This is a genomic window from Arthrobacter sp. B2060 (genome assembly GCF_059090445.1).
In genome coordinates, this window is record NZ_JBNHFR010000005.1 from 227,916 (window position 1) to 254,900 (window position 26,985).

General features: G+C 64.6%; 23 protein-coding genes. 17 read left to right on the forward strand and 6 right to left on the reverse strand.

Annotated elements, in window-relative coordinates; genetic code table 11:
* Window positions 1–27 precede the first annotated feature (27 nt).
* On the reverse strand, window positions 28–276 hold the full coding sequence (locus AC5RUM_RS11505) for a WhiB family transcriptional regulator (protein WP_003804966.1): 249 nt from the start codon (window positions 274–276) through the stop codon (window positions 28–30).
* A gap of 235 nt (window positions 277–511) precedes the next feature.
* On the opposite strand from AC5RUM_RS11505, the gene AC5RUM_RS11510 reads away from it, so the two are divergent.
* The gene (locus tag AC5RUM_RS11510; RefSeq protein WP_494035049.1) at window positions 512–1,009 is read left to right on the forward strand and encodes a hypothetical protein; all 498 of its coding nucleotides are present in this window, start codon (window positions 512–514) and stop codon (window positions 1,007–1,009) included.
* Between the two features lie 28 nt (window positions 1,010–1,037).
* Here the strand turns inward: AC5RUM_RS11510 and AC5RUM_RS11515 are convergent, their stop codons facing one another.
* A complete protein-coding gene (locus tag AC5RUM_RS11515) occupies window positions 1,038–5,174 on the reverse strand; it encodes an FtsK/SpoIIIE domain-containing protein (RefSeq protein WP_494035050.1) in 4,137 nt (1,378 codons plus the stop codon).
* A 159-nt stretch (window positions 5,175–5,333) separates the two neighbouring features.
* Here AC5RUM_RS11515 and glf point away from each other — a divergent pair, with 159 nt between their 5' ends.
* Genes glf through AC5RUM_RS11535 form a run of 4 tightly spaced genes read left to right on the forward strand, consistent with a single transcriptional unit; the run spans window position 5,334 to window position 10,122 of the window.
* Window positions 5,334–6,521 (forward strand): UDP-galactopyranose mutase, encoded by a 1,188-nt coding sequence (gene glf, locus AC5RUM_RS11520; protein WP_494035051.1) that lies wholly within the window; start codon window positions 5,334–5,336, stop codon window positions 6,519–6,521.
* Complete coding sequence (locus AC5RUM_RS11525; RefSeq protein ID WP_494035052.1) at window positions 6,518–8,530, forward strand: glycosyltransferase; 2,013 nt, start codon at window positions 6,518–6,520, stop codon at window positions 8,528–8,530. Before glf ends, AC5RUM_RS11525 begins: the two co-directional genes overlap by 4 nt.
* Complete coding sequence (locus AC5RUM_RS11530; RefSeq protein ID WP_400578582.1) at window positions 8,520–9,395, forward strand: ABC transporter permease; 876 nt, start codon at window positions 8,520–8,522, stop codon at window positions 9,393–9,395. Before AC5RUM_RS11525 ends, AC5RUM_RS11530 begins: the two co-directional genes overlap by 11 nt.
* A 1-nt stretch (window position 9,396) precedes the next feature.
* Window positions 9,397–10,122 carry an ABC transporter ATP-binding protein gene (locus tag AC5RUM_RS11535; RefSeq protein WP_309986771.1) on the forward strand — a complete coding sequence of 242 codons (726 nt, stop codon included), beginning with the start codon at window positions 9,397–9,399 and terminating at the stop codon, window positions 10,120–10,122.
* Between the two features lie 102 nt (window positions 10,123–10,224).
* Here the strand turns inward: AC5RUM_RS11535 and AC5RUM_RS11540 are convergent, their stop codons facing one another.
* A complete protein-coding gene (locus AC5RUM_RS11540; protein ID WP_494035053.1) occupies window positions 10,225–12,288 on the reverse strand; it encodes a DUF6541 family protein in 2,064 nt (687 codons plus the stop codon).
* Window positions 12,289–12,383: 95 nt separating this feature from the next.
* Between AC5RUM_RS11540 and AC5RUM_RS11545 the strand changes: the two genes are divergently transcribed.
* The 3 genes from AC5RUM_RS11545 to AC5RUM_RS11555 are packed head-to-tail and all read left to right on the forward strand — an operon-like array spanning window position 12,384 to window position 14,250.
* Window positions 12,384–13,067, forward strand: coding sequence for a glycosyltransferase family 2 protein (locus tag AC5RUM_RS11545; protein ID WP_494035054.1), 684 nt, complete (start codon window positions 12,384–12,386; stop codon window positions 13,065–13,067).
* A gap of 3 nt (window positions 13,068–13,070) precedes the next feature.
* The gene (locus AC5RUM_RS11550; RefSeq protein WP_205655362.1) at window positions 13,071–13,424 is read left to right on the forward strand and encodes a DUF2304 domain-containing protein; all 354 of its coding nucleotides are present in this window, start codon (window positions 13,071–13,073) and stop codon (window positions 13,422–13,424) included.
* Window position 13,425: 1 nt separating this feature from the next.
* Entirely contained in the window at window positions 13,426–14,250 is an 825-nt protein-coding gene (locus AC5RUM_RS11555) for a glycosyltransferase (RefSeq protein WP_494035055.1), read from the forward strand.
* Between the two features lie 61 nt (window positions 14,251–14,311).
* Here the strand turns inward: AC5RUM_RS11555 and AC5RUM_RS11560 are convergent, their stop codons facing one another.
* The 3 genes from AC5RUM_RS11560 to AC5RUM_RS11570 all read right to left on the reverse strand — a co-directional run bounded on the left by AC5RUM_RS11560 (window position 14,312) and on the right by AC5RUM_RS11570 (window position 17,052).
* A complete protein-coding gene (locus AC5RUM_RS11560; protein ID WP_494035056.1) occupies window positions 14,312–15,106 on the reverse strand; it encodes an SDR family oxidoreductase in 795 nt (264 codons plus the stop codon).
* Window positions 15,103–15,894: an acylneuraminate cytidylyltransferase family protein gene (locus AC5RUM_RS11565; RefSeq protein ID WP_494035057.1), complete on the reverse strand. Its 792-nt coding sequence runs from the start codon at window positions 15,892–15,894 to the stop codon at window positions 15,103–15,105. Before AC5RUM_RS11565 ends, AC5RUM_RS11560 begins: the two co-directional genes overlap by 4 nt.
* Window positions 15,895–15,966: 72 nt before the next feature.
* Window positions 15,967–17,052, reverse strand: a complete 1,086-nt coding sequence (locus tag AC5RUM_RS11570) for a Gfo/Idh/MocA family protein (protein ID WP_494035058.1) — start codon at window positions 17,050–17,052, stop codon at window positions 15,967–15,969.
* 94 nt (window positions 17,053–17,146) lie between these two features.
* Between AC5RUM_RS11570 and AC5RUM_RS11575 the strand changes: the two genes are divergently transcribed.
* Genes AC5RUM_RS11575 through AC5RUM_RS11615 form a run of 9 tightly spaced genes read left to right on the forward strand, consistent with a single transcriptional unit; the run spans window position 17,147 to window position 26,962 of the window.
* Entirely contained in the window at window positions 17,147–18,139 is a 993-nt protein-coding gene (locus AC5RUM_RS11575) for a hypothetical protein (protein WP_494035059.1), read from the forward strand.
* A gap of 2 nt (window positions 18,140–18,141) precedes the next feature.
* Window positions 18,142–18,843: a PglD-related sugar-binding protein gene (locus AC5RUM_RS11580; RefSeq protein WP_494035060.1), complete on the forward strand. Its 702-nt coding sequence runs from the start codon at window positions 18,142–18,144 to the stop codon at window positions 18,841–18,843.
* On the forward strand, window positions 18,840–19,892 hold the full coding sequence (locus AC5RUM_RS11585; protein WP_494035061.1) for an N-acetylneuraminate synthase family protein: 1,053 nt from the start codon (window positions 18,840–18,842) through the stop codon (window positions 19,890–19,892). Before AC5RUM_RS11580 ends, AC5RUM_RS11585 begins: the two co-directional genes overlap by 4 nt.
* 1 nt (window position 19,893) lies before the next feature.
* The gene (neuC, locus tag AC5RUM_RS11590; protein ID WP_494035062.1) at window positions 19,894–21,048 is read left to right on the forward strand and encodes a UDP-N-acetylglucosamine 2-epimerase; all 1,155 of its coding nucleotides are present in this window, start codon (window positions 19,894–19,896) and stop codon (window positions 21,046–21,048) included.
* Between the two features lie 5 nt (window positions 21,049–21,053).
* The gene (locus tag AC5RUM_RS11595; protein WP_494035063.1) at window positions 21,054–22,112 is read left to right on the forward strand and encodes a sugar phosphate nucleotidyltransferase; all 1,059 of its coding nucleotides are present in this window, start codon (window positions 21,054–21,056) and stop codon (window positions 22,110–22,112) included.
* Window positions 22,109–23,125, forward strand: coding sequence for an SDR family NAD(P)-dependent oxidoreductase (locus AC5RUM_RS11600; RefSeq protein ID WP_400578558.1), 1,017 nt, complete (start codon window positions 22,109–22,111; stop codon window positions 23,123–23,125). Before AC5RUM_RS11595 ends, AC5RUM_RS11600 begins: the two co-directional genes overlap by 4 nt.
* Window positions 23,126–23,146: 21 nt before the next feature.
* Window positions 23,147–24,301, forward strand: a complete 1,155-nt coding sequence (locus AC5RUM_RS11605) for an aminotransferase class I/II-fold pyridoxal phosphate-dependent enzyme (RefSeq protein WP_400578557.1) — start codon at window positions 23,147–23,149, stop codon at window positions 24,299–24,301.
* Between the two features lie 43 nt (window positions 24,302–24,344).
* A complete protein-coding gene (locus AC5RUM_RS11610) occupies window positions 24,345–25,730 on the forward strand; it encodes a lipopolysaccharide biosynthesis protein (RefSeq protein ID WP_494035064.1) in 1,386 nt (461 codons plus the stop codon).
* Window positions 25,727–26,962, forward strand: a complete 1,236-nt coding sequence (locus tag AC5RUM_RS11615; protein ID WP_494035065.1) for an acyltransferase family protein — start codon at window positions 25,727–25,729, stop codon at window positions 26,960–26,962. The genes AC5RUM_RS11610 and AC5RUM_RS11615 overlap by 4 nt, the downstream gene beginning before the upstream one ends.
* Window positions 26,963–26,985: the final 23 nt, after the last annotated feature.

The window sequence follows — 26,985 nt, forward strand, 5'->3', positions numbered from 1 at the left end:
CCGCGGCCTTTGGCCGAAACTGGCGAGCTAGGAGGCCCGGCGCGCGCGGGCTGCCCTGCGCTTGAGCGCACGGCGCTCGTCTTCACTCATGCCGCCCCAGACGCCGGCATCCTGGCCGGACTCGAGCGCCCACTGCAGGCACGTGTCGACCACGGGGCACCGGCGGCACACGCTCTTGGCTTCCTCGATCTGAAGCAGGGCTGGGCCCGTGTTTCCTACCGGGAAGAAAAGCTCCGGGTCCTTGTCGAGGCACGCTGCGCGGTTACGCCAATCCATGCTGATCAGTCACTCCATTCCTGGGAAGTCAATCGCCACTTGTGAAAATATTCACTAGGGCCTACATAGGAAAGGGGCCCTGAGGGGCCCCCTTGGTCATCTGGATCAAGCGTTTCATGTTAACGCTGTGTAAACAAGGGGTAGTGGTCCACGAAATGCCTCCGAAACGTGAGCGATGCATCACACCGGGCAAGCGCCCCCACCGAGTGTCGACTATGTCCGGTAGGGTGCCAGTGTGTCAAGACCCCCAGCCAGCCCTTCCGACCCGTCCCCCGAGCCCGGTGATAACGGGGGCTTCCAACATCAGCGGACGCCGGAGCCGCCATCGTCCTTCGGCGGGCGTCCCCGTCCGATCGCCGTAATCTCTGCGGTTGTCGCGGCCGAAGCCACCGCCCTGCTGGCCGCTGCCGGCTGGTACGGACTCCAGCTTCTGACCGCCGCCCCTGTTCTGTCGTTCTGGGGCGCCGTCTTTACCCTTGCTTTACTGCTGGCTTTCGCATCGTGGCTGTATGCCGTTGCCGTGTTCCTGTTCAGGGGCTTCCGCTGGCCACGGGCAGGTGCCCTGGTGGCGCAATTGTTCGTGCTCACCATAGGATTCCCGACCCTTACCGGCGGCTATCCGCTGGCGGGCCTAGCCATGCTCCTTCCCGCCGTTGTTGTCATCGTGCTGCTGTTCGATAAGCGGGTCATCCGGTTCGCCTCCCGGTCCGCAGGCTCGCCTCCCGCGCTCTGATCACTGGCCGGTACCTCGCAGGGGCGGATCAGTCGGGCGGAGCGGCCAGTTGAACCGGCACCGCCCTGCCGTCCGAGAGAAGGACCGCCCGTCCCGGAGGCGGATTGGGTTCCAGTTCGAACCTCAGCCCGAAGAGGTCTCCGTCCAGGGGACTTCTTGGAGCAATCAGTATCCCGCTGCCGGAACTGCGGGCGGTGATGGCCAGGGGAACCCGCTGCACCAGAGTCTGACTGAAGCCCGCGGACAGGATGACGGCCCAGCCGAGGGCGTTAACGTCAAGCAACTGGTGGTTGACGGAGGAGGGCAGCTGGTCGGCGTCGTCAACGAGCAGCACAGCATCCCGGGCCAGCCGTCCTGCGAGTGCCTCGCGGTGGATTTCCGCCCAGTATTCGGCGGGGCTGGACTCGGCGTCGGGATACAGCCAGGCCGCCGCTGAATGGTTAAGGACGGGAATAGCATCGAGCAACGTGCTTTTTCCCGACCCCGGCCCGCCCAGGACGGCGAGGGCGCCGCCGGATGGGAGCCGCACAGCTGCAGGGCGAAGATCGTCGCCGCCCACACCGATGTACAGCTGCCGGGACCGGCTGAAACTTTTCAGAGAGCCTTCCCGTCGGCGGGCCGTCTCCGCGGCAGCCGGGCTGGTGCCACTGCCGATCAGGGCCAGCAGCTTGTCCACCGGAAGGCGCGAAGGCAATGCTTCCACCCGGAAAGGCGCGGCCTGCGGGTCCGGCTGCTTCCCTGAGCGATGGTGCAGCAGCCCGCCGTCGGCGTGGAACTGGCAGACTGCCGGAGCGCCGCCGGATATTGATCCAAAGGCCACGGCACGTCCGGGGACATCCGGGATCTCAGGCATCTTGGGCCATGTAAACCGGCTCTCATCACTTGCGCCCCTGGGAAAGTAGACCCGGCTTGGTATGGCGGAAAGGAACCGCGACATGGCCAATTCGCGCTCGCCCGTCATGACCACAGCGATACCGGCACGGCATCCGTCGCGGACGATGTCGTGGACCAGGTCTTCAGCCCACATCAAAGGACAAGCCCGCAGGGCGGAGACCCACGATCCCCACCCCGAGATGGCCAGAATCAGGGGAGTGGCCTCAGCCGGTCCCGCACCACCCAGCCGCTCGGACATCTCCTGGCGGAGCCTTTCCAGCACCCGCACTCCCCGCCGCAATTCGTGCAGCCCCACCACGGCACCGGTCCGCGTCGACGCCTTCATTCCGGCCAGCGAGCCGTCGGCATCCAGGACGTAGAGATGGGACTCCTCCGGATGCACCGCTAACTGGTTCAGAGCCAGCGACAACGCGCGGGCGGCATCACCGGCTGTGCCGCCCACCAGGGCAAGATGCCCATCGATGACAGGGCGCCAGAAGAGCCGGGTAATCTCCTGGTGCTGCGGCAAGTCGAGCCAGCCGAGCTCCACGCAGCAGCCTCCGCTGGAAGAAGCGGTGGTTCCGGGCAGTGCGGAGGAGGCAGGGCGGGTGCCTGCAGAGGGGGCGCTGGGGTCATCTGCTCTGCCGGGAAACGTCGGAACGGCCGGCAGCGGCGGGGCGACAGGGCTTCTGACAGGAGCGCCGCCCCGGGCTGCCCATAATGCCGCCGCCACCTCGACCAAGGGATTGGCGGCCGCGGCGGGTGTGGGCGGGGCGACCCCCTCCGCTGCCGGGGTCGGGGCCAGGAGGAGGGCGTCGGTCGTGCGGCGGACAGTGGCGGTGCCGTGCCCGGGCTCGGGGGCCGCGATCGAGAGCGCAGCAGCCTGGAACTCCTCCGCTTCTTGCGTCCCCCTGGCAAGATAAGCCCGGCCGGGCGTTTCCACCCTGATCGCGGCTGCGGCGTCGTTGCCGATAATGTCGGCCGATTCATGGGCGGACTGGACCCGGAGGGCGATGCTGGTGGTGACGTTGGCCCTGATATCGGCGTTGAGTGCGCCCTGCGGACGCTGCGTAGCCATGATCAGGTGGATTCCCAGCGAGCGGCCGATGGTGGCAATTCTCATCAGCTCGTGTAGGGACGCGGGAGCGTCGTCCACCAGCATCCGGAATTCATCGATGACGAGGATCAGTTGCGGGAGAGGAGGCAAGTCATGGGCCTTAGACAGGCGGTAGGCCGCGAGGTCCGGTGCCTGAACCTCCGCGAGGAGGTGCTCCCGGCGGCGGACCTCCGCACGCAGTGATGTCATCGTCCGGTCCAGTTCGCTCCTTAAGAGGTCCGTCAGCATGCCCACGCAGTGCGGGAGCGGCGTCAGCGGACCAAGCCCGGACCCGCCCTTGAAATCGAAGAACAGGAGGTTGACCCGGTCCGGGGGATAGCTGAGCGCCAAGGCAACGGTCAGGCTTCGCAGGAGCTCCGACTTTCCGGAGCCGGTAGTGCCGGCAACGAGGACGTGCGGGCCGTCGGCCTCAAGATCCAGGATGCGCGGACCATCTGCATCATGGCCAATGGGTATGGCCAACCCGGGTGCAAGGCGTCCCCTCGACCATCTGACGTCGGCCGCCTCTGCTGACAGGTCAAGAATGTCACTGAGCGGGCATGCTGCGGGCATGGAGTGCTCATCAGTTGCGGGTCTGGTTTGGCTGGCCTGCCGGCAGTACCGGTCAAAGACCTCCGGAGGTACGAGGTCGGGGATGAAACCCTGAGTGCTGGCGGCGGAGCGAAAAACAGCCTGTTGCCCGACCAGCTCGATACCCGTCTCCGGCGGTCCCTGGGCAGCTGGGGTCGCCGCAGCCGAAGCCTCCGGACCGCAATCTGTGAACCTGATGACGCGCCACCTGTGCCGCCGTGCCGTTTCAACCAGCTGGTCAGGCCAGCCCGTTCCTGCGGGGGAGGAGAGCAGGAAGGCTCCGGCGTCGCCGTCGCCGTCCCCGTCCGAAGCGCAGGCGAGGGTACTCTCAACGTCCCAGGGGGCAGCGTGCAGAGTGACGCTGGGAAGGTATCTCGCGGCCAGTGGCAGCGACGACACAGGTCCGCAGACGATGACCCGCGTTCCGCGGGCCATCGGATATCCCGTGAGCTGCATGAGAAACGAACGCATCAGTCCAGACACTTCGGTTTCAATCCCCCGCACGGTGACGACGGGCAGCCGCGGGTCCAGCAGCAGCGGAATTGACCCCAGCGGCGGCGGCCGAAACTCCGCATCCGGTGGGTCTACCCGGACATTCGCATCCTGCTCCGCCAGCCCGAGGCGGAGCCAGATGCCCGAGACGTCAGGCGGGGCGTCGGCGGTTATCAGCGTCCCCGCGACGTCCAGGGCCAGCTGTGCAGCCGAGGGCGCCGACCGCCGTCGTCGTTCCCGATCTTTGGCCGCCGCCTCGGCAACTGCCGATCGCACCCTGCGGCGCTGCCGGCGGCCCGTTAGGAGCGGCGTCAGGAGCATCACCACGGATACTGCCGTGAATGCCAGAAACATCCACATTCCGGTCAGCAGCGCCAGGCCCACCCCGACAGCAACTGGGAGCGCAGCGCTGAGCAACAGCAGTCCCCGGTTTTCCTGCCCCGCCTGCCGCGGTACCGTCAACGGTTCGGCTACGGACTGACCGGCGGAACCGAGGAACGAGTTCCGGGAACCGCGCGGTCCGGCCACAACAACGGACAGGGTGGACCGCCCGCAGCGGATGAGGGAGGTGGTGGAGAGGGCAGCATTCCGGACAACCTTGCCGTCCACTTCGGTGCCGTTGGCGCTGCCGAGATCCTCAATGGTCAAGGCTGTATCTGACACCTCGATACGTGCGTGTTCTCGTGACAGGTCCGGGTCAGGAACTGTCAGGTCAGCGTTGGTGCGTCCGATCAGGTAGCTCCCGCGGCGCAGCGGCAGCACCGTTCCGGCGGCAGGGCCGCTGTGGACAGCCAGCAGCAGGCTGGCGGGGGCAACGCGCGCAGACCGGCTGCGGCGCCCTTCCGGGTGGTGCCCGCCGTCCACAAGGACTGCGCCGGTGACCAGCGGTGCCAGCCCCACGGTCAAGGAAGGAAGCGGCAGGCCATTCACGGTCAGCCGCCGGGTCCGGAAGCGGAGGGCGAGCTCCCGGTCCAGCACTGTTCCCGAAGACCCCTCAGGGACCGCCGCCGTCAGCTCTTCCGGCGCGGCGGCCTCGCCGGAGCCGGGGCCGCGAACCAGGGTGAAGTGCAGATCCACCTGCCGGGCCTCCGTTCCTGAGGGAAATTCAGGCACCACGCTAACGCCGGAGACGCCGCAGGTGTGCGGGTGCAATGGCCTATGTGGATAACCGCTCCCGCGGCCTCCAAAACGGCCAGGCGACCAGACTCGGGTAGGCTAGTGCAGCAGGTAATGCACAACATTGGCCTGCCCGAATTCGAACCAGGAGATTTAGTGACTGCTGACCTCGTCATCGTAGGATCAGGCTTTTTCGGTCTGACAATCGCAGAACAGGCCGCCACTGAGCTGGGCTTGAAGGTCGTCGTCCTCGACCGCCGCCACCACATCGGCGGCAACGCCTACAGCGAAAAAGAAGAACAGACGGGAATCGAGGTCCACCGCTACGGTGCGCATCTCTTCCACACCTCCAACGAGCGGGTCTGGGAGTATGTGAACCGCTTCACGACCTTCACGAACTACGTCCACAAGGTCTATGGCGTCCACAAGGGCGAGGTCTATTCGCTGCCCATTAACCTGGCCACGATCAACCAGTTCTTCCGCGCCAACCTGACCCCGGGACAGGCAAAGGCCCTGATTCAGGAGCAGGCCGGCGAACTCGCGGGGACGGATCCCCAGAACCTGAACGACAAGGGCATCCAGCTCATCGGACGGCCGCTCTACGAAGCGTTCATCAAGCACTACACCGGCAAGCAGTGGCAGACGGATCCCAAGGATCTCCCGGCCGGCATCATTTCCCGGCTTCCGGTCCGCTACAACTACGACAACCGGTACTTCAACGACAAGTATGAAGGCCTGCCGACCAACGGGTACACGGCATGGATCGAAAAGATGGCGGAACACCCGAACATCGAAGTACGGCTGAACACCGACTTCTTCGACGATTCCCACGAGTACAGCAAGGACAAGGTCGTCGGAAACATCCCGGTCATCTACACGGGGCCCGTGGACCGCTACTTCGACTTCGCCGAGGGCGACCTCTCCTGGCGGACCATCGACTTCGAAGAGGAAGTTCTCGACGTCGGCGATTTCCAGGGGACCTCTGTGGTCAACTACAACGACGAGGACGTCGCCTTCACCCGCATCATCGAACCACGGCACTTCCACCCGGAGCGGGACTACCAGAGTGAGAAGACCGTCATCATGCGGGAATTCTCCCGCTCCGCAGAGAAGGGCGACGAGCCCTACTACCCAATCAACACCCCCGCGGACCGGGAGCGGCTGCTGAAGTACCGCGACCTGGCAGCGGCCGAGAAGGATGTCCTGTTCGGCGGACGCCTCGGCACCTACAAGTACCTCGACATGCACATGGCCATCGGATCGGCCCTGACGATGTTCGACAACAAGATCCGTCCGCATTTCGAAAGCGGAACAAAACTTGAAAGCGGAGGCGTGGACGCATGAGCACAGCTACCAAGACCGAGGCCTTGCACATGAACGAGGAAGGCCAGTCCTGGCGGGTCCTGCAGCGGGTTATTCTGCCGAGCCAGAGTCAGATGGACACTGTGCCTCTGTACCTTGACACCGGAACCGCCACCGGTGTGCAGCTGCCGACGTCGAACCTTGAGGCGAACAGCAGGACCAAGACCCAGACCGTCAGCGCTCCGAGCAAGGAAGCGCACGTGGAAGACTTCCTGACACGTCATTCGACGTCGGTCCGCCCGGGTGAGCGTGTCTCGTTCGGCAGCTACTTCAACGCGTTCGCCGCGAGCTACTGGCGGCGCTGGACCACCGTCAAGAGTGTCCGGCTGTCGGTTTCCACTTCCGGTTCCGGCTCCGTTATCGTCTACAAGTCGAACGCCCGCGGTGCGCTCCAGCGCGTTGATTCCCGTAAGGTCGAAGGCGGCTCGGTCAGCACCTTTGACCTGACCCTCGCCCCGTTCGGCGACGGCGGCTGGTACTGGTTCGACCTGGTGGCCGGGTCCGAGCCCCTGGTCCTCCGGAATGCTGAGTGGCTGACGGAAGGCGACGACAGCCAGCAGGGAAGTGTGACGCTGCAGATCACCACCCTCAACAAGACCGAATTCTGCATCAACAACCTCAAGCTGCTGTCCGAAAACCCGGATGCCCTGGAGCACGTCAAGGAGCTCGTGGTTGTCGATCAGGGGACGCAGAAAGTGTCCGATGCTGACGGTTTCGCCGAGGTGGCCGCGGCGCTGGACGGCAAGCTGAGGATCATCAACCAGGACAACCTGGGCGGTTCCGGCGGATTCGCACGCGGCATGTACGAAGCAGTCGAGAACGGCAGCGACTATGTGCTGCTGATGGACGACGACGTCGTAGTGGAACCCGAGAGCATCTCAAGGATGCTCACCTTCGCAGACCTGTGCAAGACCCCGACCATCGTCGGCGGGCACATGTTTGACCTGTACAACCGCACGGTGCTGCACACCTTCGGTGAGGTTGTGAACCCCTGGCGCTTCCTCTGGGAACAGTCCCGTGAGGACATGCTGCTGGGCCACGACTTCCAGTCCACCAACCTCCGTCAGACCAGCTGGCTCCACCGCCGGGCCGATGTGGACTTCAACGGCTGGTGGATGTCGCTGATCCCCACGCGGATCCTCCGTGAAATCGGCCTTGCCCTTCCGGTGTTCATCAAATGGGATGACGCCGAATACTCCCTCCGGGCCAAGGAACATGGTTATCCGACCGTTTCCATGCCCGGCGCAGCGGTCTGGCATGTTTCCTGGATCGACAAGGACGACCTCGTGGGGTGGCAGGCATACTTCCACGCCCGCAACAGGTTCATTGCGGCGCTGATTCACAGCCCCTACGAGTTCGGCGGCCGGATCGTCCGCGAGTCGCACTATGCAGACATCAAGCACCTGGTGTCCATGCAGTACGCCACCGCACGCGGGCGCAACATGGCGCTGCGGGACCTCCTGCGGGGACCCGGGCAGCTTCACGGGCAATTGGCCAAAAAGCTGCCTGAAATCCGGGACATGATGAAGAACTACCCGGACTCGGTGATCGCGACTGATCCGGATACCTTCCCTGCCGCGAAACTGGACAAGCCCCCGAAGCACGGGCACGGTGTCCGCGAGCCAAACAAACTGGGCCTGATCCCCATCGCCGCTAAGACCGTGCTGCGCCAGCTGGTGAAGCCCGTTACGCCGTCGAGCAGGGTCCGTCCCCAGGCGAATGTGGCTCACCAGGACAACCGTTGGTGGCGCATGTCCCAGTACGATTCCGCCGTTGTCACAAACGCCGAAGGCACTGGCTCCGCATGGTACAAACGTGACCCGAAGCAGCTCCGTTCCATGCTTGCCGAGAGTGCGCGCCTGCACTCACTGCTGCTGAAGGATTGGAAAAAGCTCAGTGCCGAGTACAAGGCTGCGCTGCCTGAGATTACGTCGATTGACACGTGGAAGAAGACCTTTGACGCACATAGTGAACGCGTAGATGAGCGTTAGCACGGAGCTGGCCCGCCCCGGTGTCGGCGGCGGGCTCGCTGAAGTCTTTCGCACGAGGTTCCTGCTGAAGCTTCTGGTCCGCAAGGAACTGAAGGTCAGGTACCGGGGGTCCGTGCTTGGGCTGCTCTGGTCCTACGTGAAGCCCGGTGTGCAGTTCATCGTGTTTTACATTGCGCTCGGTGTGTTCCTGGGACTTGAGAACAGTCCCAGGAACCCGGACGGCCTTCCCAACTATGCGATCTATCTGTTCTCCGGAATCGTGCTGATCAACTTTTTCAACGAGGCACTGGGGAACGCCTCCCGCTCCATCGTGAACAACGGTGGGCTCATCAAGAAGATCTATCTTCCGCGGGAGCTGTTCCCGGTCGCCTCGGTATGGGTCTCTGCCGTGCACTTCTTTCCGCAGCTCGTCATTCTCGTCGGCGCATGCCTCTACGCAGGATGGCACCCCTCCTTCCTGCAGTTGGCCGCCGCACTGGGCGGCTTCGCGATCGTCGGCCTGCTCGCAACAGGCCTCGGCCTGCTGTTCGGCGCAGTCAACGTCTACTTTCGCGACTCGGAGAACTTTGTCGACATGCTCCTCATGGTCGCGACCTGGGCTTCGCCCGTGATGTACGCCTGGACGATGGTTGCGGACAAGTTGGGGGAGTTCTGGTTCACGGTGTACCAGTTCAATCCCATTACGGTGGGCGTGGAATCATTCCACTACGCTTTTTGGCTTCCGACGACGGACGGCAGCGCTCCGCTGCCTCCGCACCTGCTGTCTGTCTGGCTGCCGGTTGCGCTGCTTGTCTCCGCTGGCATCCTGCTCATCGGCCAGCTGACTTTCCGCCGGCTTGAGGGCCGTTTTGCACAGGAGCTCTAACGTGACCACCGCCATCGAAGTCAAGAACATCAACAAGCAGTTCGTCCTGCGCCACACCAGGTCCATCAAGGAAGCCATCGTCTGGCTTGCCAAGGGCCGCAAAGGCGATCTTTCGGAGAAGTTCCACGCACTCCATGACGTCTCACTGGAAATCGGCCAGGGGGAGGCCGTGGCCCTCCTTGGTTTCAACGGTTCCGGCAAGTCGACTCTGCTGAAACACATTTCAGGCGTCATGGTGCCCGACAACGGGACCGTGCGGACGCGTGGCCGGGTGGCGGGGCTGATTGAGGTCGGTGCGGGTTTCCACCATGACCTGTCAGGCCGGGACAACGTCTACCTCAACGGGGCCATCCTTGGCATGACCGAGGAACAGATTAAGGAGCGCTTCGACTCCATCGTTGAATTTGCCGAAATCGGCAAGTTCATTGACACCGAGGTGAAGTTCTACTCGTCGGGCATGTACCTGCGGCTCGCATTTTCAGTGGCCGTCCATACCGATCCCGAGGTGTTCCTGGTGGACGAAATCCTGGCGGTCGGCGACGAGCCGTTCCAGAGGAAGTGCATCGCGAAGATCCAGGAGCTCGCCGCGGAAGGCAAAACCCTGGTCGTGGTGAGCCATGATTTGGATCTCGTGTCGCGGATTTGCGACAGGGGGATCCTGCTCGACCGGGGCAACGTCACGTTTGACGGCCCGATCGAACAAGCGGTTGCCACGTTGCGGGCCTAATAAAGGTCACATCCCTCCTGGGAGCATGGCCGGCCGGGCGGTAGCAAAGAAAAGCCCCGTGCGTCCATCGGACGCACGGGGCTTTTCCTGCCGGTAGAACTCCTACGGATTGCCCAGCGGGCCGCAACCGGTCACCTGGTAGAGCCTGGCCGGTCCTTGCTGATCAACGAGCTTCAGGCCCGGGGCGCTTTCAGCCTTGTCCATGGCGGTGTTGGGGTGGGCTCCGCCGTGGACCTCGTGGTCGTCGAAAATGAGGGCGTACTGCACGTTCAATGCCTTCACTGCCGGGCAGACCACCGGGTTGACGCCTGCCTCGTCGAGCCGGCTCAGGATGACAAGTTCTTCCGGTGTGCGGCGGCCGACGATATGCGGCGATACAGAGCGGCGGAGCGACAGTCCCTCCGTAAGGGACGCCCCCGTCCAGGGATCGCCGTAGACGGTGGCCCCGGCTGGAACGTGGCTGGGCAGGCGGTCCAGGAGCGCCCGCTCGTCACTGGACACCAGCGGGACATGCGGGCCTGTCCTGTAGTTGGCTGAGGCAAGGACCTGTTCCTTTCCAACGGCACCGAACTGCGCACCCACGGCAATGGCGAAGACTCCCACGAGCAGAACGGCGGCGGGCGCAATCTTGTCCAGGGCGGTGGCGCCGGGAAGGCGCAGTATCCTGCTGGCCGTCTCGCCCACCCGGTGCCTCGTGGCCGCAGCGGCAGTTCCACGGAGAATGCTTTCGCCGCCCAGCACGGCCAGGGGGAGCAGGACGACGGGCAGCATCGCGGCGAGGCGGTATGAGTCGTTGTACCAGACTCCGGTCAGGAAGTGCCGGGTCTCGCTCGGAGGAAGCGCGGACGCCACGATGAAGAGTCCGGCAGCAACAAAGGCCATGCCCAGCGCCCAGACGAGCTTTCGCCGTGCGATGGAGGCGACAAGTCCCGCGACGAGCATCACGAACATCACCAGGGAAACATGCCTTCCCTGGGGGCCGGCGCCGAGAACCTCACCGATGGCCTGGGAAACGGTCTGATAAGGCTTCCACCGTGAAGACGTGAGGCTCTGGCCGGCCATGTCCCACACGATGAAGACGAGCGGAATGAATACGGCTGTCAGGACGGCAAAGCCGATCAGCTGCCGGCCGGTGGTCTCTCTACGCCTGAAGCCGGCGGCGAGGCGGACCAGTTTCGTCAGCAGCAGCGGGAGGGCCAGCCCAAACAGGGCCACGACGAAACTCGGATGGGCCAGGGCAAGGCCGGGCAGGATGAGAGCCCCCTGACAGAGCACAGGCACGATCCGCCGCTTGGTTGGGTTGAGGCCCAGAAGGTCAATGGTCAGTGCCAGTGCCACGGGCATGATCGCGATCGCCAACAGGTTGGGGTACAGAACCCCGAAGTCAATCATGAGGTACGGAAAGGAGCTGAAACCCGCGGCGAGAGCCCCCGTCAGCAGCATGGGCAGGACGTGTCCACTGGAGATCCGGCTGATCAGGTACATCATTCCGAGTGGCCACATGGCCCCGGCAATGACGATATTGCCGGCGCTGATGGCTTCCGGGACTGAGACTGACGCTGTTGAGGCGACGAGTGCGATCAGGTCGTGCCATGCAGCGGGGTAGAACGCCGCAGATGCTTCGGTCAGGTTTCCCAGCGTCAGGGACGAGCCCGAGCCGGTGATCAAGATATGACCGATGGCGTTCAGATGGAAGATATTGTCATAGGTTTGCGAGATGTTGCCGGGGGCGCCGATGATCCGCGCAAACCGCACCGTGATGATGACCGCCGGTATGGCGAAGGCGGCAACGATGGCACCGCGCCTGACCCACTCCTGTGCTGACGTAAGGGTCGGCCCCGTGGCGCCATTGTTCTCCGCGCTCCTGTTGAACGACTTACGGGGCTGCGCCCCGAATACAAGGCCGCGGATGGCCAAGACGTAGCGCAGCACGAGAGCGGTGACAGTGAGGATCAGCGCACAAGCGGCGACGGGGATGATCCCGTAGCGGATGCCGGCGTACGGAGCCGCCACGGCAACGGCGCTGGCGAGAGTGACCGTCGTCGGACCGGAGACCGCGAAGAGCGGAAGACCCCTTACACCTGCCGCACGCATGACCAGCAGCCCAGGCCCCAGGAAGATCACTGCGGCAAGCAGTAGAACGGGCACGAATGTCACCCAGGGCATGGTCGCTCCTCGACGGTTTCAGGGAAATATGGCCAGTGGCCAACAATACTGTAAGCAGCCAGGGTGCTCAGCGCCGTCCCCGGCCCCTCTCCTCAATGTGGGAGACTATTCCAGTGAATCGAACGTGGATTGTCATTCCTATGTACAACGAAGGCACCGTTGTCGCCGATGTAATCCGAGGTCTCCTGCCCGTTTTCCCGTACGTGGTGTGCGTTGATGATGGCAGCTCGGACAATTCGGCGCAGATCGCCCGTGAGGCCGGTGCCGTGGTGGTGCAGCACCCCATCAACCTCGGCCAGGGGGCCGCGCTCCAGACCGGCATCGAGTATGCGCTGCAGGATCCGGAGCTCGGGTGCATTGTGACTTTCGATGCCGACGGGCAGCACAAAGTTTCTGACGCACTCGCGATGGCGAACCGCGTCCTTAACGATGAGGCCGACATCGTGCTCGGCTCCCGGTTCCTGGATGACCGGACGAAGCTGTCGCCCATGAAGCGGATCGTGCTTAAAACGGCCGCGCTGCAATCCAAGCTTTCCACCGGCATGGACCTGACCGACGCCCACAACGGGCTGCGGGCTTTCAACCCGTATGTTGCCCGCAACATCAACCTGACGCAGAACCGCATGGCTCACGCCTCGGAACTCGTGAACAGGCTGGCCACGTTGAAGCCGCGTTATGTGGAACACCCCGTGGAGATCATCTACACGGATTATTCGAAGGCCAAGGGCCAGTCCCTGCTGAACTCGGTCAACATTCTCGCGGAACTGTTTTTGAGGTAATAAATGCTAATTGTCATCCAGGTCATCCTGGTCCTCGCTGTCGTCCTCGTCGCGATGATCCTGATGCGGGGCGGGTCCAACGCAAGGCATCTGGCGATTCGCCGCCTCATGCTGATGGTCTTCACCTTCGTGGCCGCCCTGTCCATTTTCTTTCCGCAGCTGCTGACCACCGTCGCGGGCTGGTTCGGGATCGGCCGTGGCACCGACCTTGTGCTATACGGCGTGGTTGTATGGCTGCTGATCTTCATGGCCACCACGTACCAGCGGTTCCGCCAGACAGAGATTTCGCTGACCAAGCTGTCGCGGCGGATCGCCATCGACGAGACTCCGAGAGTCTGGGAAACGGACGGCAAATAGGATGGCCGCAGGACCGGCAGAACCCACGGTGGATGTCTCGCTGATCATCCCGACCAACAGCATGCACAGATGGCTGGACCGGGCTGTTAAGTCGGTTTTGGAGCAGGAGGGCGCCAGCTTCGAGCTGATCCTCTACCTTGACGGGGTGGAGCTGGCCCCGGACAAGGAATGGGCCTCCGACCCGCGTGTGCGGCTGGTCCACGGCACGAATTCCCAAGGTGTAGGGCATGCCCTGCGCGAGGCGTGCAAGCACGCGCGGGGCGAGTTCATTGCCCGGCTGGACTCCGACGACGTCGCACTGCCCGGCCGTTTTGCCCGGCAGGTGGCGTACCTGCGTGAGCATCCTGACACGGTGGCGGTCACCGGCCAGGCACCGTGGATTGATGAGGAAGGCGTTCGAATCGGAGCCTTCGGACACGCATCAGGAGCTGACGTCCGCGGAAAACTGCTGGAGCAGAACGTGCTGGTCCAGTCGGCGATCATGTTCCGGGCGGCTGACTATCGGGCGGTAGGCGGGTATAACCCGATGAGGCAGATGGAAGATTACGACCTCTGGCTGCGGCTCGCCCTGCGCGGACGCATGGCGGTCCTCGATGCCGACGTCGTGGAGTACCGCATCCACCCCAACCAAACCAGCCGGGGGGTCCATCCCCGTGCGTCCTACGTCAAGACGGTTTATGCCGGGCGCAAGAACCTCGCCCAGCTGCTGGGGAAGTCAGCGGGCAGCCAACTGGTTCGCAACACAGCGTTCCGTGCGGCGCTGTACATGATGTACTACCTGCCGCCGGGCCTGATCCGCCGCATCCGCACAGCGGCCTCCCGCTAGTCCGCCGCAAGCGCCTCCTGCAGTCCACATGGGCGCTGGGGCGGCCACCCCATAGGTAGGCCTACCAGGCGCTCCAGCCGCCGTCGACGGCAATGGTCTGGCCGGTGACATACCGGGAAGCGTCCGAGGAAAGCCAGGCGACAACGCCGCGGAAGTCGTCCTCCGTGGCCATCCGCTGCAGCGGGGTCAGCTTTTCGTACCGCTCGGTGAACGCCGCGGCCTGGCCCCGGGCGATTCCTCCGGGCGCGAAGGCATTGACGCGCACGGCAGGGGCCATGACCGTGGAAAGATACCTCGTGAGCTGGACGATGCCGCCCTTCGTGGCGCCGTAGGCGGCGGGGTTGCCCATGACGGTGCCCTCGTAAAGGCCCATGTTTGGCCCGACGATCCCGTAGATTGAGGACACGTTGATGATTGAGCCGCGTCCATCCGCCGAGAGCTTTGGCGCGAGCTCGCGGGCGAGGGAAAACGGTACGCGGAGGTTCAGCTTCGACGCCAGCTCAAAGGCCTCGTCCGTCTGTTCCGCGAAGGGGACGGCGTAGCCGGGGATCCCCGAGGTGCCGGTGAAGGCGGCATTGTTCACCAGAATGTCCAGCGGCCCGTCGATGGCCCTGGCCAGTTCAGTCGTTCCGCCGTCTTCGAGGAGGTTGACGGCCACCGCCGTGGCCTGCACGCCGTGCTCGCGGGCGAGCTGCTCCGCGACTTCTTCGCAGGCGTCCGCGGCGACGTCGGATATGACGACGTCGGCGCCTTGGGCAGCGAGGGTCCCGGCCAGCACCCGTCCCAGCGGCCCGGCCCCTCCGGTAACCAGTGCACGGCGCCCTTCAAGACTGAAGAGGCTGTCCAGCCCGGTCACTTGGCGGGCTCCGTGGTGGGTTCGCCGGACATATCGGCAGGCGTGTAGCCCGGCAGTGGGGCCAGTCCGGCTCCGACCACCGCTTCGACCAGGCGGAACTCGTGTTCGTCGTCGATGCTGAACGCATGCGTCTCCGGTATCTCCACGAACCCGTGGCGGCCCTCGTCGAACCAGCTGGTTTCCAGCCGGCGGATGAAATCTGCCCGCCAGACGTAGAAGCTTCCATTGATGCGCATGTACCGCGGCACGTCCTGGCGGCGGACGACTCCTGTGCCTTCCTCGAAGTACCTCACCAGGCCGGGGCCATCGGCTTCAGGCCGCACGCCCACCCAGGTCGGGTTGAAGAAGGGTTCGGAGACGGCCACCACGCCGTCCAGCTCCGGCGTGGCCACGAGGGTGTCGATGGCCTCGCGCACCCGTTCGGGCGTGCGCGTCGGGCTTGTCGGATCCAGCAGCAGCACCATGTCGTAGGCCACCGAGTCGATTTCCTCCATGGCGGCCAGGGCGTGGCGTAGCACCACGCTCATGGGTGCCGTATCCGACGCAAGCTCGGCGGGACGCAGGAACGGGACCTCGGCGCCGGCAGCACGGGCGGCTTCGGCGATGGTCTCGTCATCCGTTGACACGATGCAGCGCACAGAATCGCCCAGCAACCCTGCCAGCGCAACGGAGTGGGCCAGCAGCGGCTTGCCCATCAGGGGGCGGATGTTCTTGCCGGGTAGGCCTTTGGATCCTCCCCGTGCCGGGATGACCGCCAGAACGCGGGGGCGGATGGAAGTATCAGTCATGGTTTTGTTGCCCTCGGGAGTCGTGCACAACGTTCCGGATCGGACGCTGAAGTTGGCTGCAGCTGAAGCTGATTACAACACTATCGGTTCTTTCCCACCGGAGGAGTGGGCCGCCCTGGCAGCGTCGCAGATGGCAACAGCGCGGATTCCGTCCGTTAGCGATGCCGGAACAAAGCGCTCCATCAGGTTGCCCGCGGACACGCCCGAGCGCTCCAGAACGGAGAGCGTCTGGCGGGCGAGGACGACATCGACGGAGGCATCATCCGGAAAGCGTTTGGAACTGCGTTGGACGCCTGACGCTGCCGCGATTTCGACGGCGACCTCGTTCGAAACGACGTCCCAGACCAGCGCGCCCTCCGTGGTGCTGACGCGGATGCTGCGGGTCTTGACGGGGCTGACGTAGTCAAGCCGGATGTGGACCGCTCCGTGGTCGCCCCATAGCAGGTCGGCCGATTCTTCGGCCTCGATGCCGAGCACGCCGTGCCCCAGCGTTGCCTGGAGGGAGGAAGGCGCTCCGAGCAGCATGACGGGGTAGTCGATGTCATGGACGAGGTCGCGCAGGGCCCCGCCCTCCGCCGCGCGGGCGGAATAGCTGTCGCGGTAGTCGCGGGTGGGGCGCCAGGACGGCAGCCAGGACTGGGAACGGACCTGGGCGCTGGTGACCTGCCCCATGTTCGGGAGCAGGTCCGCCATGACCGCAAGTCCCTGGTGGAACCGCAGCGGCGCGCTCACGGAGATGGTGTCCGCCCTCGGGTGCGCAGAGAGGGTGCGGGCACTCGCCGCATCCTGGCTGACCGGCTTCTCCAGCAGGAGCGCTTTGGGGCTGTGGTCAAGGGCTTCCAAAGCGTCATCGACGTGCCGCGCTGTGTCGGTGGCGATGATCACCACGTCCACCTCGGTTTCAGGGTACGAGGTGAGCAATGTGACGGAGGCGGGAATATCGCTCCTCGCGGCCAGGCTTGGGGTCGGACGGACGGGGAGAGCGAAGATGTCATCAACACCCATCTCTTCGAGCACCCGCAAATGCCGGGCACCGATGGAGCCCGTGCCCCTCACAAGAGCCGAGGTTCTGCGGCCCCCCTCCCGCTGCCCGGCCAGCCGTGCGGAAGGCACCGGAGCCAGGGCCGGAGAGACATCCAAGTATGATGTGAGCGTCATCTGCTCAACTCTATTGCTCAAGGCGCCGCTACTCTAAATGGATATCCAGAATCACTATTACGGTCACTCTGCGGCATTCGCGCACCATTGCGGGATGAACAGGATCCACCACATTCCGGGCTTGGTGCAGCACGGATGGACGGTCAAGTCGCCTGTCCTGGCTCAGTTTGCAGACTTCAATGACCGCGGTGCCAACCGGAAACGGCTGGTCTGGACCTCGGCGTCACGGGGATACTCGCCCGAAGGGCCAGAGAACCTGTTCCCGGACGGATCCAGCATGATCACCGCCGTCGGAGCGCCGTTCCTGTACCTCCAGAAAGCGGTGCAGGACAAGGGCGGGCTGCCGGACCGCACGCTGGGGCCCCTGGTGCTGCCCCTCCACGGCACGGCACTGGTAAAAGTCAGCGGCGACCACGACGGGTTCGCGCAGGAGGTCCTTCGCCGTGACGGGCCTGCCACGGTGTGCCTCCACATCGAAGACCTCGAGCATCCGGAAATCTACAGTGCCTGGACGGACGCAGGGCACCACGTCATCAGCGCCGGCGACCGCAGGGACCCGCAGTTTTTGGGGCGGATTCTCTGGATGATGGCTTCCGCGCAGAAAGTGGTCTCGAACCGCATGTCCACGGCACTTCTCTACGCCGCCGCTGCCGGCGCTGACGTCGAGATCTACGGGCCGGACTTCCAGCTCGGCCAGAACGCAGAAACCGATCCCGGCCTTCGGATGCGTGAGCTGTGGCCGGAATTCTATGAGACATCACCGGACAACGCCGAGCTCAAGCGCATAGCAGACCTGGAACTCGGTGTGCAGGACATGAAGTCGCCGGACGAACTGAAAAGCCTGCTCGGCTGGAACAGCCCCTCCTTCGGCGCGTTCTGGGATTACTGGGCCAGTGGTCCGCTGGAAAAGGCCCAGGCTGTCCTCGGGCTGCGGAAACGCCCCGAAGGTGCCCACAGCGGCGAAGCGGGCCTGTCCCCGATCCATTTCCTCCGGCACCCGCTCAAGCACCTGCCGTCCCCGCTGCCGAAGCTCACGCCGGCGGTAGCCGTCGAGGCGGTCAGGCTCAAAGAGTCGGGCCGGCTCTAGGGGTGGGCGCCTGGCTGATCCTCGGGGCCTCCGGGCACGCACGCAGCCTTGCCTCGATCGTGAACGGCCGCGGAGACTACGTGGCCGCCGTTTCTGACGCCGGGCTGGCTGGAACGGCCAGCGACTCCGCAGTATCTGAGCGGAGCCTCAGCCCGTTCGCCGCGGCCGACGGCCGCCCCCCGGCCGTGTTTTTCGACGACGACGAGGCGCTGAGGTTCGCCGCCGAAAAGTCCCTGTCGATCGCCGTCGGCATTGGGGACAACGGCGTGCGGAACCGCGTCGCGGAATCGATCATCGCTTCGCCGGAGCTGGTCCATCTCACCGTTCCGTTGGTCGCGGCAAGTGCCACCGTTGATCCGACCGCCCGCCTCGGGGCTCTTTCGCAGGTCTGTGAGCACGCCCACGTGGGCCCGTTGGCGGATATCGGCTCAGCCGTCATCGTCAACACCGGGGCAATTGTCGAACACGAGGCCGGGGTCGGATCCGGAACGCACCTGGCCCCCGGTTCAGTCCTTTTGGGGGCCTCGTTCGTGGGCAATAGAGTATTTGTTGGGTCAGGCGCCCGTGTCCTTCCCGGCTGCACGGTGGGAGGACTGTCTGTCATCGGTGCGGGCGCTGTCGTGACGCGTGATCTCGCCGGGGGAGCAACCTACATCGGTGTTCCGGCCCGGAAACTGACATCCAAGAAAGGCGCAACCCTGTGACCATCGAATCCAAAGCCCAGCATGTGACGTTCGGTCCGCACCGCATCGGCCCCGACGAGGAAGTCTTCATCATTGCCGAGGCGGGAGTGAACCACGACGGTGACGTGGCAGTTGCCCATGAACTGATTGACATGGCAGCCGACACGGGTGCCAACGCGGTGAAGTTCCAGACGTTCAAGCCTGAATCCCTGGTCACGGAAGCTGCAGATACCACGCCCTACCAGAAAAAGGCCGGGTTCGCGGAGTCCCAGTCCGAGATGCTGAGGCGCCTGACGCTGCCCGAGACTGCCTGGGTTGAGCTGCGGGACCACTGCTCCGAGCGGGGGATCACCTTCCTCTCCACACCCTTCGACTACGACAGCGCGCGGATGCTCGCGGACATTGGCGTTCCGGGGCTGAAGATCGGTTCCGGGGAACTGACGAACACTCCCTATCTCGCCGCCATTGCGGAATTTGGCATTCCGATGATCGTCTCCACGGGAATGGGGACCAGGGAGGAGATCGCCGCGGCGCTCGAGGCGACAGCCAAGGCACCCGCGACCGTCCTGCTGCACTGCGTCTCTGCCTACCCCGCGCCTCTGGATGAGGCCAACCTGCTCGCCATTCCCGCGATGCGGAAGGAATTCGGCGTCGAGGTCGGCTGGTCGGACCACACGCCGGGCTCGCTGACGGCCATCGCTGCCACGGCTCTGGGCTCGACGCTGCTGGAAAAGCACATCACCACTGACAAGACGCGCAACGGTCCAGACCACTCCGCCTCACTTGAGCGGGCCGAGTTCGAGGACTATGTTCGCTCCGTCCGTGACGTCTACCGGGCGCTTGGCGACGGCAACAAGCGCAGAATGCCCAGTGAGGAAGCCAACGCCGGACTGGTGCGGCGCTCGTTCCACGCCGTACGGGACATCGCGGCAGGCGCAGTGATCACGGAGGCCGACGTCGCCATCCTCCGTCCGGAGGGCGGGCTCCGTCCATCTGCCCACGTCGTGGGCCGTTCCGCTGGCCGTGCCATCAAAGCCGGAACACCGATGACCGCAGAGGACCTTGCCTGACATGCGGGTGCTGGGTTTCGTAGGGACGCGGGCGGATCTCTTCCCACTCGCCCCCGTCCTGGTGCAGCTGGCCGGAAATCCTGACGTGGAGTTGCACGTGGCAACGGCCGTGGGGTTCCCGGCCGGGACAGCAGCGGGCCGGCTCCGGGAAGCAGGGCTGCAGGATGGTGCGTTCGTGCACCATGACCTGGGGCTCCACTTGGACGACGCGTCCGCGCTGGGCCAGCTTGCACTGGGTCCGAAACTGTCCGCGAGCATGGCTGAACTGCTGCAGCAGAACCGGCCAGACGCCGTCGTTGTTCTTGGCGACCGGTGGGAACTCCTGTACGTGGTGCCGGCAGTTGTCATCTCAGGCGTGCGGCTCGTGCATCTCCATGGCGGGGAAGTCACGGAAGGGGCGCTCGATGAGCGCGTCCGCCACGCGGTGACCAAACTGGCGGACCAGCACTGCGTGAGCACGGCGGGGGCCGCGCGCCGCGTGGCCCAGCTTGGCGAATCGCCGGATCGGATTCACCAGACAGGCGCCCCCGGGCTCGACCGCTTCAGGAAGCCGGATCCCCTGACCGAGGAAGAGTTCCGCGCAGAGTTTGGCCGGCCCCTGGTCCGACCGCTGCTGATGGTCACGTACCACCCGCCCACGGCCGAGATGTCCGGAAACGCCGGTGCCTTGGCGCGGCAGGTATTCGACGAAGCCATTGCCGCGGCGGGCACGGTGATTCTGACGTATCCGGGCTTTGACGCCGGACGCAACGAAATCGTTGCCGAACTGGAGGACATTGCCGCCGCCGGAACCGCGATTGTCCGTGAGAGCCTGGGGCCGCTCTATCCCCGCGTCATGGCCACCATCGATGCCCTGGTGGGGAATTCCTCCTCGGGCATTCTTGAGGCTGCGACCTTTTCGGTGCCGGTCGTCAACGTCGGGGATCGGCAAAAGGGCCGCGAATGCGGCGCCAACGTCATCCACTGCCGCGACGAGCGTCCGGGGATCCACGCTAGTATTGAAAAGGCTTTGAGCGCGGAGTTCCAGGAATTGTCCCGTCAGGTGGTCAATCCGTATGGGGACTCGCATTCGTCAGAACGGATCGAACGCGTGGTGGTTGGCAGCGGACGGACGCCGCTGACCAAGGCCTTCATTGACATCGGCGCTGGAGAATGACACGTATGAGTATTGACGGGCCCCTCGGCAACGTCTGCATCGGGCAGGACGCCACCGTTAGGCAGGCGCTGGAGACTATCGACCGCGGTGCGTCCGCGATCGCCCTCGTCACCGACGAGGCGGGCAAGCTCCAGGGAGTGCTGACCGACGGCGACATCCGCCGCGGCCTGCTGAAGGGGGCCGAACTCGACGGACTCGTCCACGAGTACGCCAACCGGGCACCGCACGTCGTTGGGCCCGATGCCACGCGCGCCTCGGTGCTGGACCTGATGCGCAGCCTGCGGATAAGCGAAGTTCCGGTCGTTGACGACTCCGGCAAACTCGTCGGACTGCACACCCTGAACGACATTGTGGGGCGGACGTCCCTGAGCAATATCGCCGTCATCATGGCCGGTGGCAAGGGCACGCGCCTGGGCGCGCTGACCAAGGACACCCCGAAGCCGCTGATGACCGTCGCCGACCGGACCATCATCGAGTGGATCATCCTGGGGCTGGTGGAATCTGGCGTCACGAACATCTACGTCTCCGTGGCGTACCTGGCGGAAAAGATCATGGACCACCTCGGCGACGGCTCCCGGCTCGGCTGCACGATCAAGTACCTGCACGAGGACCCGGCCAAGCCCCTCAACACCGCCGGTGCCCTGGGGCTGCTCTACCACGAACGGCCGGACATCTCCGAGCCGGTGCTGGTCACCAACGCGGATCTCATGGTGCGCTACTCGGCTGCGGAGCTTCTCGCTTTCCACGCTTCCAAGAACGCCAGCGTGACCGTTGCCGCCCGGCCGTATGTCCACCAGGTGCCCTTCGGCGTCCTGGACATCGGCGAGAACCGCTCAATCTCCGCTGTGGTCGAGAAGCCGAGCATTGAATTCGAAATCAGCACGGGGATTTACGCCGTATCGCCGGAGGCGCTCGCGCTGGTGCCATACCTTGAACCTTTTTCCATGCCGGACCTCGTCCAGGCCTGCATTGAGCAGTCCAAGACGGTGGCCGCATGGCCGATCGAATCCGACTGGATCGACGTCGGAACACCCAAAGACCTAGCAACAGCGAAAGGCCAGTGATCACCTTGAATCAGCAGAACCTTACGGGCAAGACCGTGGTTGTTACGGGTGCGGACGGCTTCATCGGAAGCCACGTCACCCAGCGGCTGATCGCCCAGGGCGCCAACGTGCGTGCCCTTTGCGTCTACAACTCCAACGGTTCGTACGGGTGGCTTGATGACCTGAGCCCGGAAGAGCGTGACTCAGTGGACCTGCGCCTCGGCGACATCCGCGACGCGGAGTACGTCTCCGACCTCGTTGCCGGTTCGGACGTCGTCCTCCACCTCGCGGCCCTTATCGCGATTCCCTACTCCTACGAGGCACCCCGCTCGTACGTGGAGACGAACGTCGTTGGCACGCTGAACGTCCTCGAGGGCGTGCGCCGCCACAACGTGCCGAGGCTGGTGAACACCTCCACGTCCGAGGTCTACGGCACCCCGAAGACCGTGCCGATCACCATCGAAAACGAGCTCCGCGGCCAGTCCCCGTACAGCGCGACGAAAATCGCCGCCGACAAGCTCTGCGAGGCGTGGGCGAGCTCGTTCGAGACTCCCGTTGTGGTGCTGCGTCCGTTCAACACCTACGGTCCCCGGCAGTCCGCACGTGCGGTTATTCCCACAGTGCTGCAGCAGATGGTGGCCGGCGCCGACAAGATCCACCTCGGATCGCTGACCCCCCGCCGCGACTTCACTTATGTCACAGACACCGCCGACGGATTCGTGAAGGCAGCCAGCGCGGACATCCCGCTGGAGGGCCAGGTCATCCAGCTCGGCACCGGCTATGACGTCTCCATCGGGGAACTCGTTGAAATGGCCCGCAAGGTCACCGGATCGACGGCGGAAATCATCACCCAGGACGAGCGCGTCCGCCCGGAAGCCAGCGAAGTCATGCACCTTCTTTCGGACCCGTCGCAGGCGCTGGCCGAACTCGGCTGGGCACCGCAGGTCAGCCTCGAAGAGGGCCTGCGCGAATCCGCCGAATGGATCAAGGCCCGCGGCGTGGACCTTTCCGCTGCCGCACGATACTCCCGATAGTTTTTGCCAGAAAGGTCAATTGTGGCGAGCCGTATCCCCCTAGCTGTACCCAATATCGGTGAGCGTGAAGCCGAACTCGTGAACGAAGCCGTCGCCAGCGGGTTTGTCTCTTCCGTGGGGCAGTTCGTCTCCGAATTCGAGCAGAAGTTCGCTGACTACGTCGGCGCCAAGCACGCCGTGGCATGCGCGTCGGGAACCGCGGCCCTGCACATCGCGATGCGCCTGGCCGACGTTCAGCCCGGGGACCTGGTCGCCGTGTCGGACTTCACCTTCATGGCAAGTTCCAACGCGGCGTCCTACCAGTTCGCCGACCTGCTGCTCGTGGACTCGCTGGCCGAGTCCTGGTGCATGGACGTTGCAAGCCTGCGCCGGGAGATCGAGCGCAGGACGGCGGCGGGGGAGAAGCTGCCCAAGGCCATCGAGATCGTGCACATCCTGGGCCAGCCCGCCGACGCCCAGGCCGCGCGGGAACTTGCGGATGAATACGGCATCATCCTGATCGAGGATGCCGCGGAGGCTCTCGGCGCGATGTGGACCGAGGGGCCGCTGGAAGGCCGCCACGTCGGGACCGTCGGGCACATGGGTGCGTTCTCGTTCAACGGAAACAAGATCATGACCACCGGCGGCGGCGGCATGTTCACCACCGATGATCCCGAACTGGCGGCGAAGGCCAAGCACCTGTCGACGCAGGCCAGGCTTCCGGACCGCGGCTACCTGCATGACGAAATCGGCTTCAACTACCGGCTGACGAACATCGCCGCGGCTCTTGGAGTGGCACAGCTCGAACGGCTGGACGGGTTTGTCGCGAAGAAACGTGAAATCGCCGCACGCTACGCGGATGCCTTCGACGGCACTGAGATCGAAACCCCGCCGAGGCTCCCGGGGCAGGAATCCACGTACTGGCTGTACTCGGTGCTCGTTCCGGCATCGCGCGGTGCCGGGGCCAGGGACGAACTGCAGGACTTCCTGGCGGAGGTCAACATCGAATCACGCTCCCTGTGGCGTCCGCTGCATATGCAGCCGCCGCTGAGTCATGAGTTGACCCTTGACGGCGCCATCGGCGAGGACCTGTTCGCCCGGGGCCTTTCACTGCCGTGCTCCACCGATCTCACGGAAGACGATCAGTCCCGCGTGATCGAACGGGTCCACGAGTGGCTCAAACTCAGCGGTGAGTAGCTCCGGGCGGGCAGATGTTGCCGAGTCCGGGAACAGCAGCGCCATGGAACGAACCGGCAGGAACTCCGTCCTGTATCTGGCCGGTGCGCTCATGCAGGGGCTGGGCATCTTCCTGGTGCAGCCGTTCGCCCTCCGTGTGCTCAACGACGATGCCGAGTGGCAGGAACTCTTCCTGGCCGTCTCCGTCATCCAGGTCGGCGTGGTGCTCGGAGCCGCGGGGCTTCCGCTGGCAATCACCAAGACGTGGTTCGATCACAACGGCGCAGCCAAAGCCCGCTCGATCAGCGGCTTCCTGAGCCTGTTCGGCGCGGTGGTGGGCGTCCTCGCGGCGGCTGCCTACTGGGGGCTGGCGCGAGGCAGCGACGGCGCGTTCAGCTTCACCATCGCGCTGCTGACCATGGGCCTGCTTGCCACAGTGCTGGCCGCCCAGGCGCTGCTGAGGGCGCAGGGCCGCCCGGTGGCGTTTGTCCTGCTGAGCCTCGGTTCATCCGTGGCCGCCTATGGCGTGGGCCTGATTGCGATGCTCCTGGTGGGTGCTTCCGCCAGTGTATTCATGGTCGGCTTCGGGGCCGCGGTCTTCCTGACAGCCGTCGCGTCACTGTTTGTGGCGCCGCCGGCGCCGCCGTTCTCTGTTCACGGCGCTGCCAAAGAGGCGCTGCTCATTGGCCTTCCGGTCCTGCCACACACCGGTTCCATGATGCTGCTGACTCAGGGCGCGGCGTTCCTGCTGGCAGCCGTGGCAGCCGAGGGCGTCTCCGGCGACTACGGCAAGGTGCAGATCTTTGTCCTGGGCACCGTGACGCTGCTGGGGGCTTTGAACAACGCCTGGGTGCCTGCGATCATGTCGGCCAAGCCCGGTGAAAGGCCGGAGCGCGTGCGCTCGGTGATGAAGACCGCCAGTTTCGCCGGGCTTGCGATCGTCGTCGTGGCGAGCGGCGGAGCCAACGTGGTCACCCATGTCATGGCTGTCGGGCGGGAAGACCTCATTCCCGTGGCGCAGATAATGCCCCTGATTGCCTTGGGTTACCTGCTGTACCTGAACGCGTCCTCTCTGCTGTTCGCCGACAAGATGACCTGGATTCTGGCGGTCGTGACGCCGTCTGTGCTGGTCGTTTCGGCCCTGGCGGCCCTCTGGCCGGCCTCCAGCGGCAACCTGGTGCTGATGGCGGCGACTTCTGCCGGCTCGTTTTTCCTGCTGGGCGGCGTCTACTTTCTGGTCGCACGACGGCGGGCCCCCGGCGGGTGGCCGATGCGCACCTATGCGCTGTGCTGTCTTGCCGCGGTGGGGTATGTCGTGGTGCTCTTGATGGTGCCGCGGGACATCGTGTCCGGCATCATCACGGCAGGCGTGTTGGCCGTGGCATCAGGGTGCGGACTGGCACTATGGCACCAGCGCAGGGCAAAGCGGACGGGAAAGGCTTCACAATGACTGGCACCAGCAGCCTGGAAACTGCGGCTCCGCCGAAGTCGGCCACGGAACATGCGGCGGCCAAGCCGGCCCCGCGCACCATTGTCTTCTTTGACTTCGCCCGCGGCATTTCGGCCCAGGCCGTCGTGCTGGGTCACGCCCTCAACATCTTCGTGCCGGGCATTTTTATGGTCCCCGGACAGCGTGTCTTTTACATCCAGTCTTTCGCCGTGGTCATTTTCTTCGTCCTCTCGGGCTATCTGATCACCAGTGCATTGCTCAAGAAACGCAGCCACGCGGGGTTTACCTTCGGGAACTACCTGATGGACCGGGTCGCGCGGGTTGTTTACCCTCTTCTGCCTGCCGTTGCACTGATAGTTGCCTTTGATTTCCTCGTGTTCCACGGCTCCAGGCGGCTGCCCTTCATTAGTATCGATCTCAGCCCCCAGGCGATTGCCGGCAGCTTTACGATGCTGTTCAACCACCCGGTGCTCCAGGAGGTTGCCGCCAGGACCTCGACGTCCTGGATCGACGTCGGTCCCGTGGGGACCGGTGCGCCCCTTTGGTCCGTGGTCGCGGAATGGTGGATCTATGTGGCGTTCGGGATCCTGGCACTCATTGTGCTGAGCGGGAAGCGGATGGGGTTCCTGCGGGTTGCCCTTCTGCTGTTCGCCATCGCGGTCCCTGTCGGTTACATGGCCCACGGATCCTATGAATCGCTGGCCTGGATCATCGGCATGCTGTACGCCATCGCAGCCCCTTCCCTGCGCCGGATGCGCATATCAGCGCACCTGTGGCTCTTTGGCCTTGCTTCCGCCGTGTTCGTGGCAGGACTGCACTACACCGGGCAAAACCTCCATGCTGCCGTGACGGTGGCGGCGTCCGCGGTGGCGTTCTGCCACCTGTTCTTCGCGCTGGAAGGAAGGGCCGCGCGCACTGCTGACAGCGGGGACAGTCCTGCCCGCGGTTCGTTCCGGACATCCGCCGGCAGGTGGTTCGTCTCCGGCAGTATCTTCCTTTCCAGCTTCAGTTACTCCCTGTACCTCGTGCACTTCTCCGTGATTACGTACATCTGGTTCTACCTGCATTCCGTGCTGTCGGCGTGGCAGCTGATTCTTCTGTCGCTGATCATCTGCAACATCCTCGCTTACGCTTACTATCTGCTGGTCGAGCGCCATTTCCACAAGGTCGGCAAATGGCTGAAGCGGCACTTCCTCCCGCGCAGCAAGGATGCCGCGCCGCTGCAGAAATAACGGGTTCCTGGGTGCCGGCGCCA

What these genes read in the sequence shown, in the direction of transcription:
- AC5RUM_RS11570 (WP_494035058.1), bottom strand. Translation starts at nt 17,052, where the DNA reads ATGACGCTCACATCATACTTGGATGTCTCTCCGGCCCTGGCTCCGGTG.
- AC5RUM_RS11540 (WP_494035053.1), bottom strand. Translation starts at nt 12,288, where the DNA reads ATGCCCTGGGTGACATTCGTGCCCGTTCTACTGCTTGCCGCAGTGATC.
- AC5RUM_RS11595 (WP_494035063.1), top strand. Translation starts at nt 21,054, where the DNA reads ATGAGTATTGACGGGCCCCTCGGCAACGTCTGCATCGGGCAGGACGCC.
- AC5RUM_RS11525 (WP_494035052.1), top strand. Translation starts at nt 6,518, where the DNA reads ATGAGCACAGCTACCAAGACCGAGGCCTTGCACATGAACGAGGAAGGC.
- AC5RUM_RS11575 (WP_494035059.1), top strand. Translation starts at nt 17,147, where the DNA reads ATGAACAGGATCCACCACATTCCGGGCTTGGTGCAGCACGGATGGACG.
- AC5RUM_RS11615 (WP_494035065.1), top strand. Translation starts at nt 25,727, where the DNA reads ATGACTGGCACCAGCAGCCTGGAAACTGCGGCTCCGCCGAAGTCGGCC.
- AC5RUM_RS11565 (WP_494035057.1), bottom strand. Translation starts at nt 15,894, where the DNA reads ATGACTGATACTTCCATCCGCCCCCGCGTTCTGGCGGTCATCCCGGCA.
- AC5RUM_RS11550 (WP_205655362.1), top strand. Translation starts at nt 13,071, where the DNA reads ATGCTAATTGTCATCCAGGTCATCCTGGTCCTCGCTGTCGTCCTCGTC.
- AC5RUM_RS11555 (WP_494035055.1), top strand. Translation starts at nt 13,426, where the DNA reads ATGGCCGCAGGACCGGCAGAACCCACGGTGGATGTCTCGCTGATCATC.
- AC5RUM_RS11610 (WP_494035064.1), top strand. Translation starts at nt 24,345, where the DNA reads ATGGAACGAACCGGCAGGAACTCCGTCCTGTATCTGGCCGGTGCGCTC.
- AC5RUM_RS11530 (WP_400578582.1), top strand. Translation starts at nt 8,520, where the DNA reads ATGAGCGTTAGCACGGAGCTGGCCCGCCCCGGTGTCGGCGGCGGGCTC.
- AC5RUM_RS11545 (WP_494035054.1), top strand. Translation starts at nt 12,384, where the DNA reads ATGTGGGAGACTATTCCAGTGAATCGAACGTGGATTGTCATTCCTATG.
- neuC (WP_494035062.1), top strand. Translation starts at nt 19,894, where the DNA reads ATGCGGGTGCTGGGTTTCGTAGGGACGCGGGCGGATCTCTTCCCACTC.
- AC5RUM_RS11505 (WP_003804966.1), bottom strand. Translation starts at nt 276, where the DNA reads ATGGATTGGCGTAACCGCGCAGCGTGCCTCGACAAGGACCCGGAGCTT.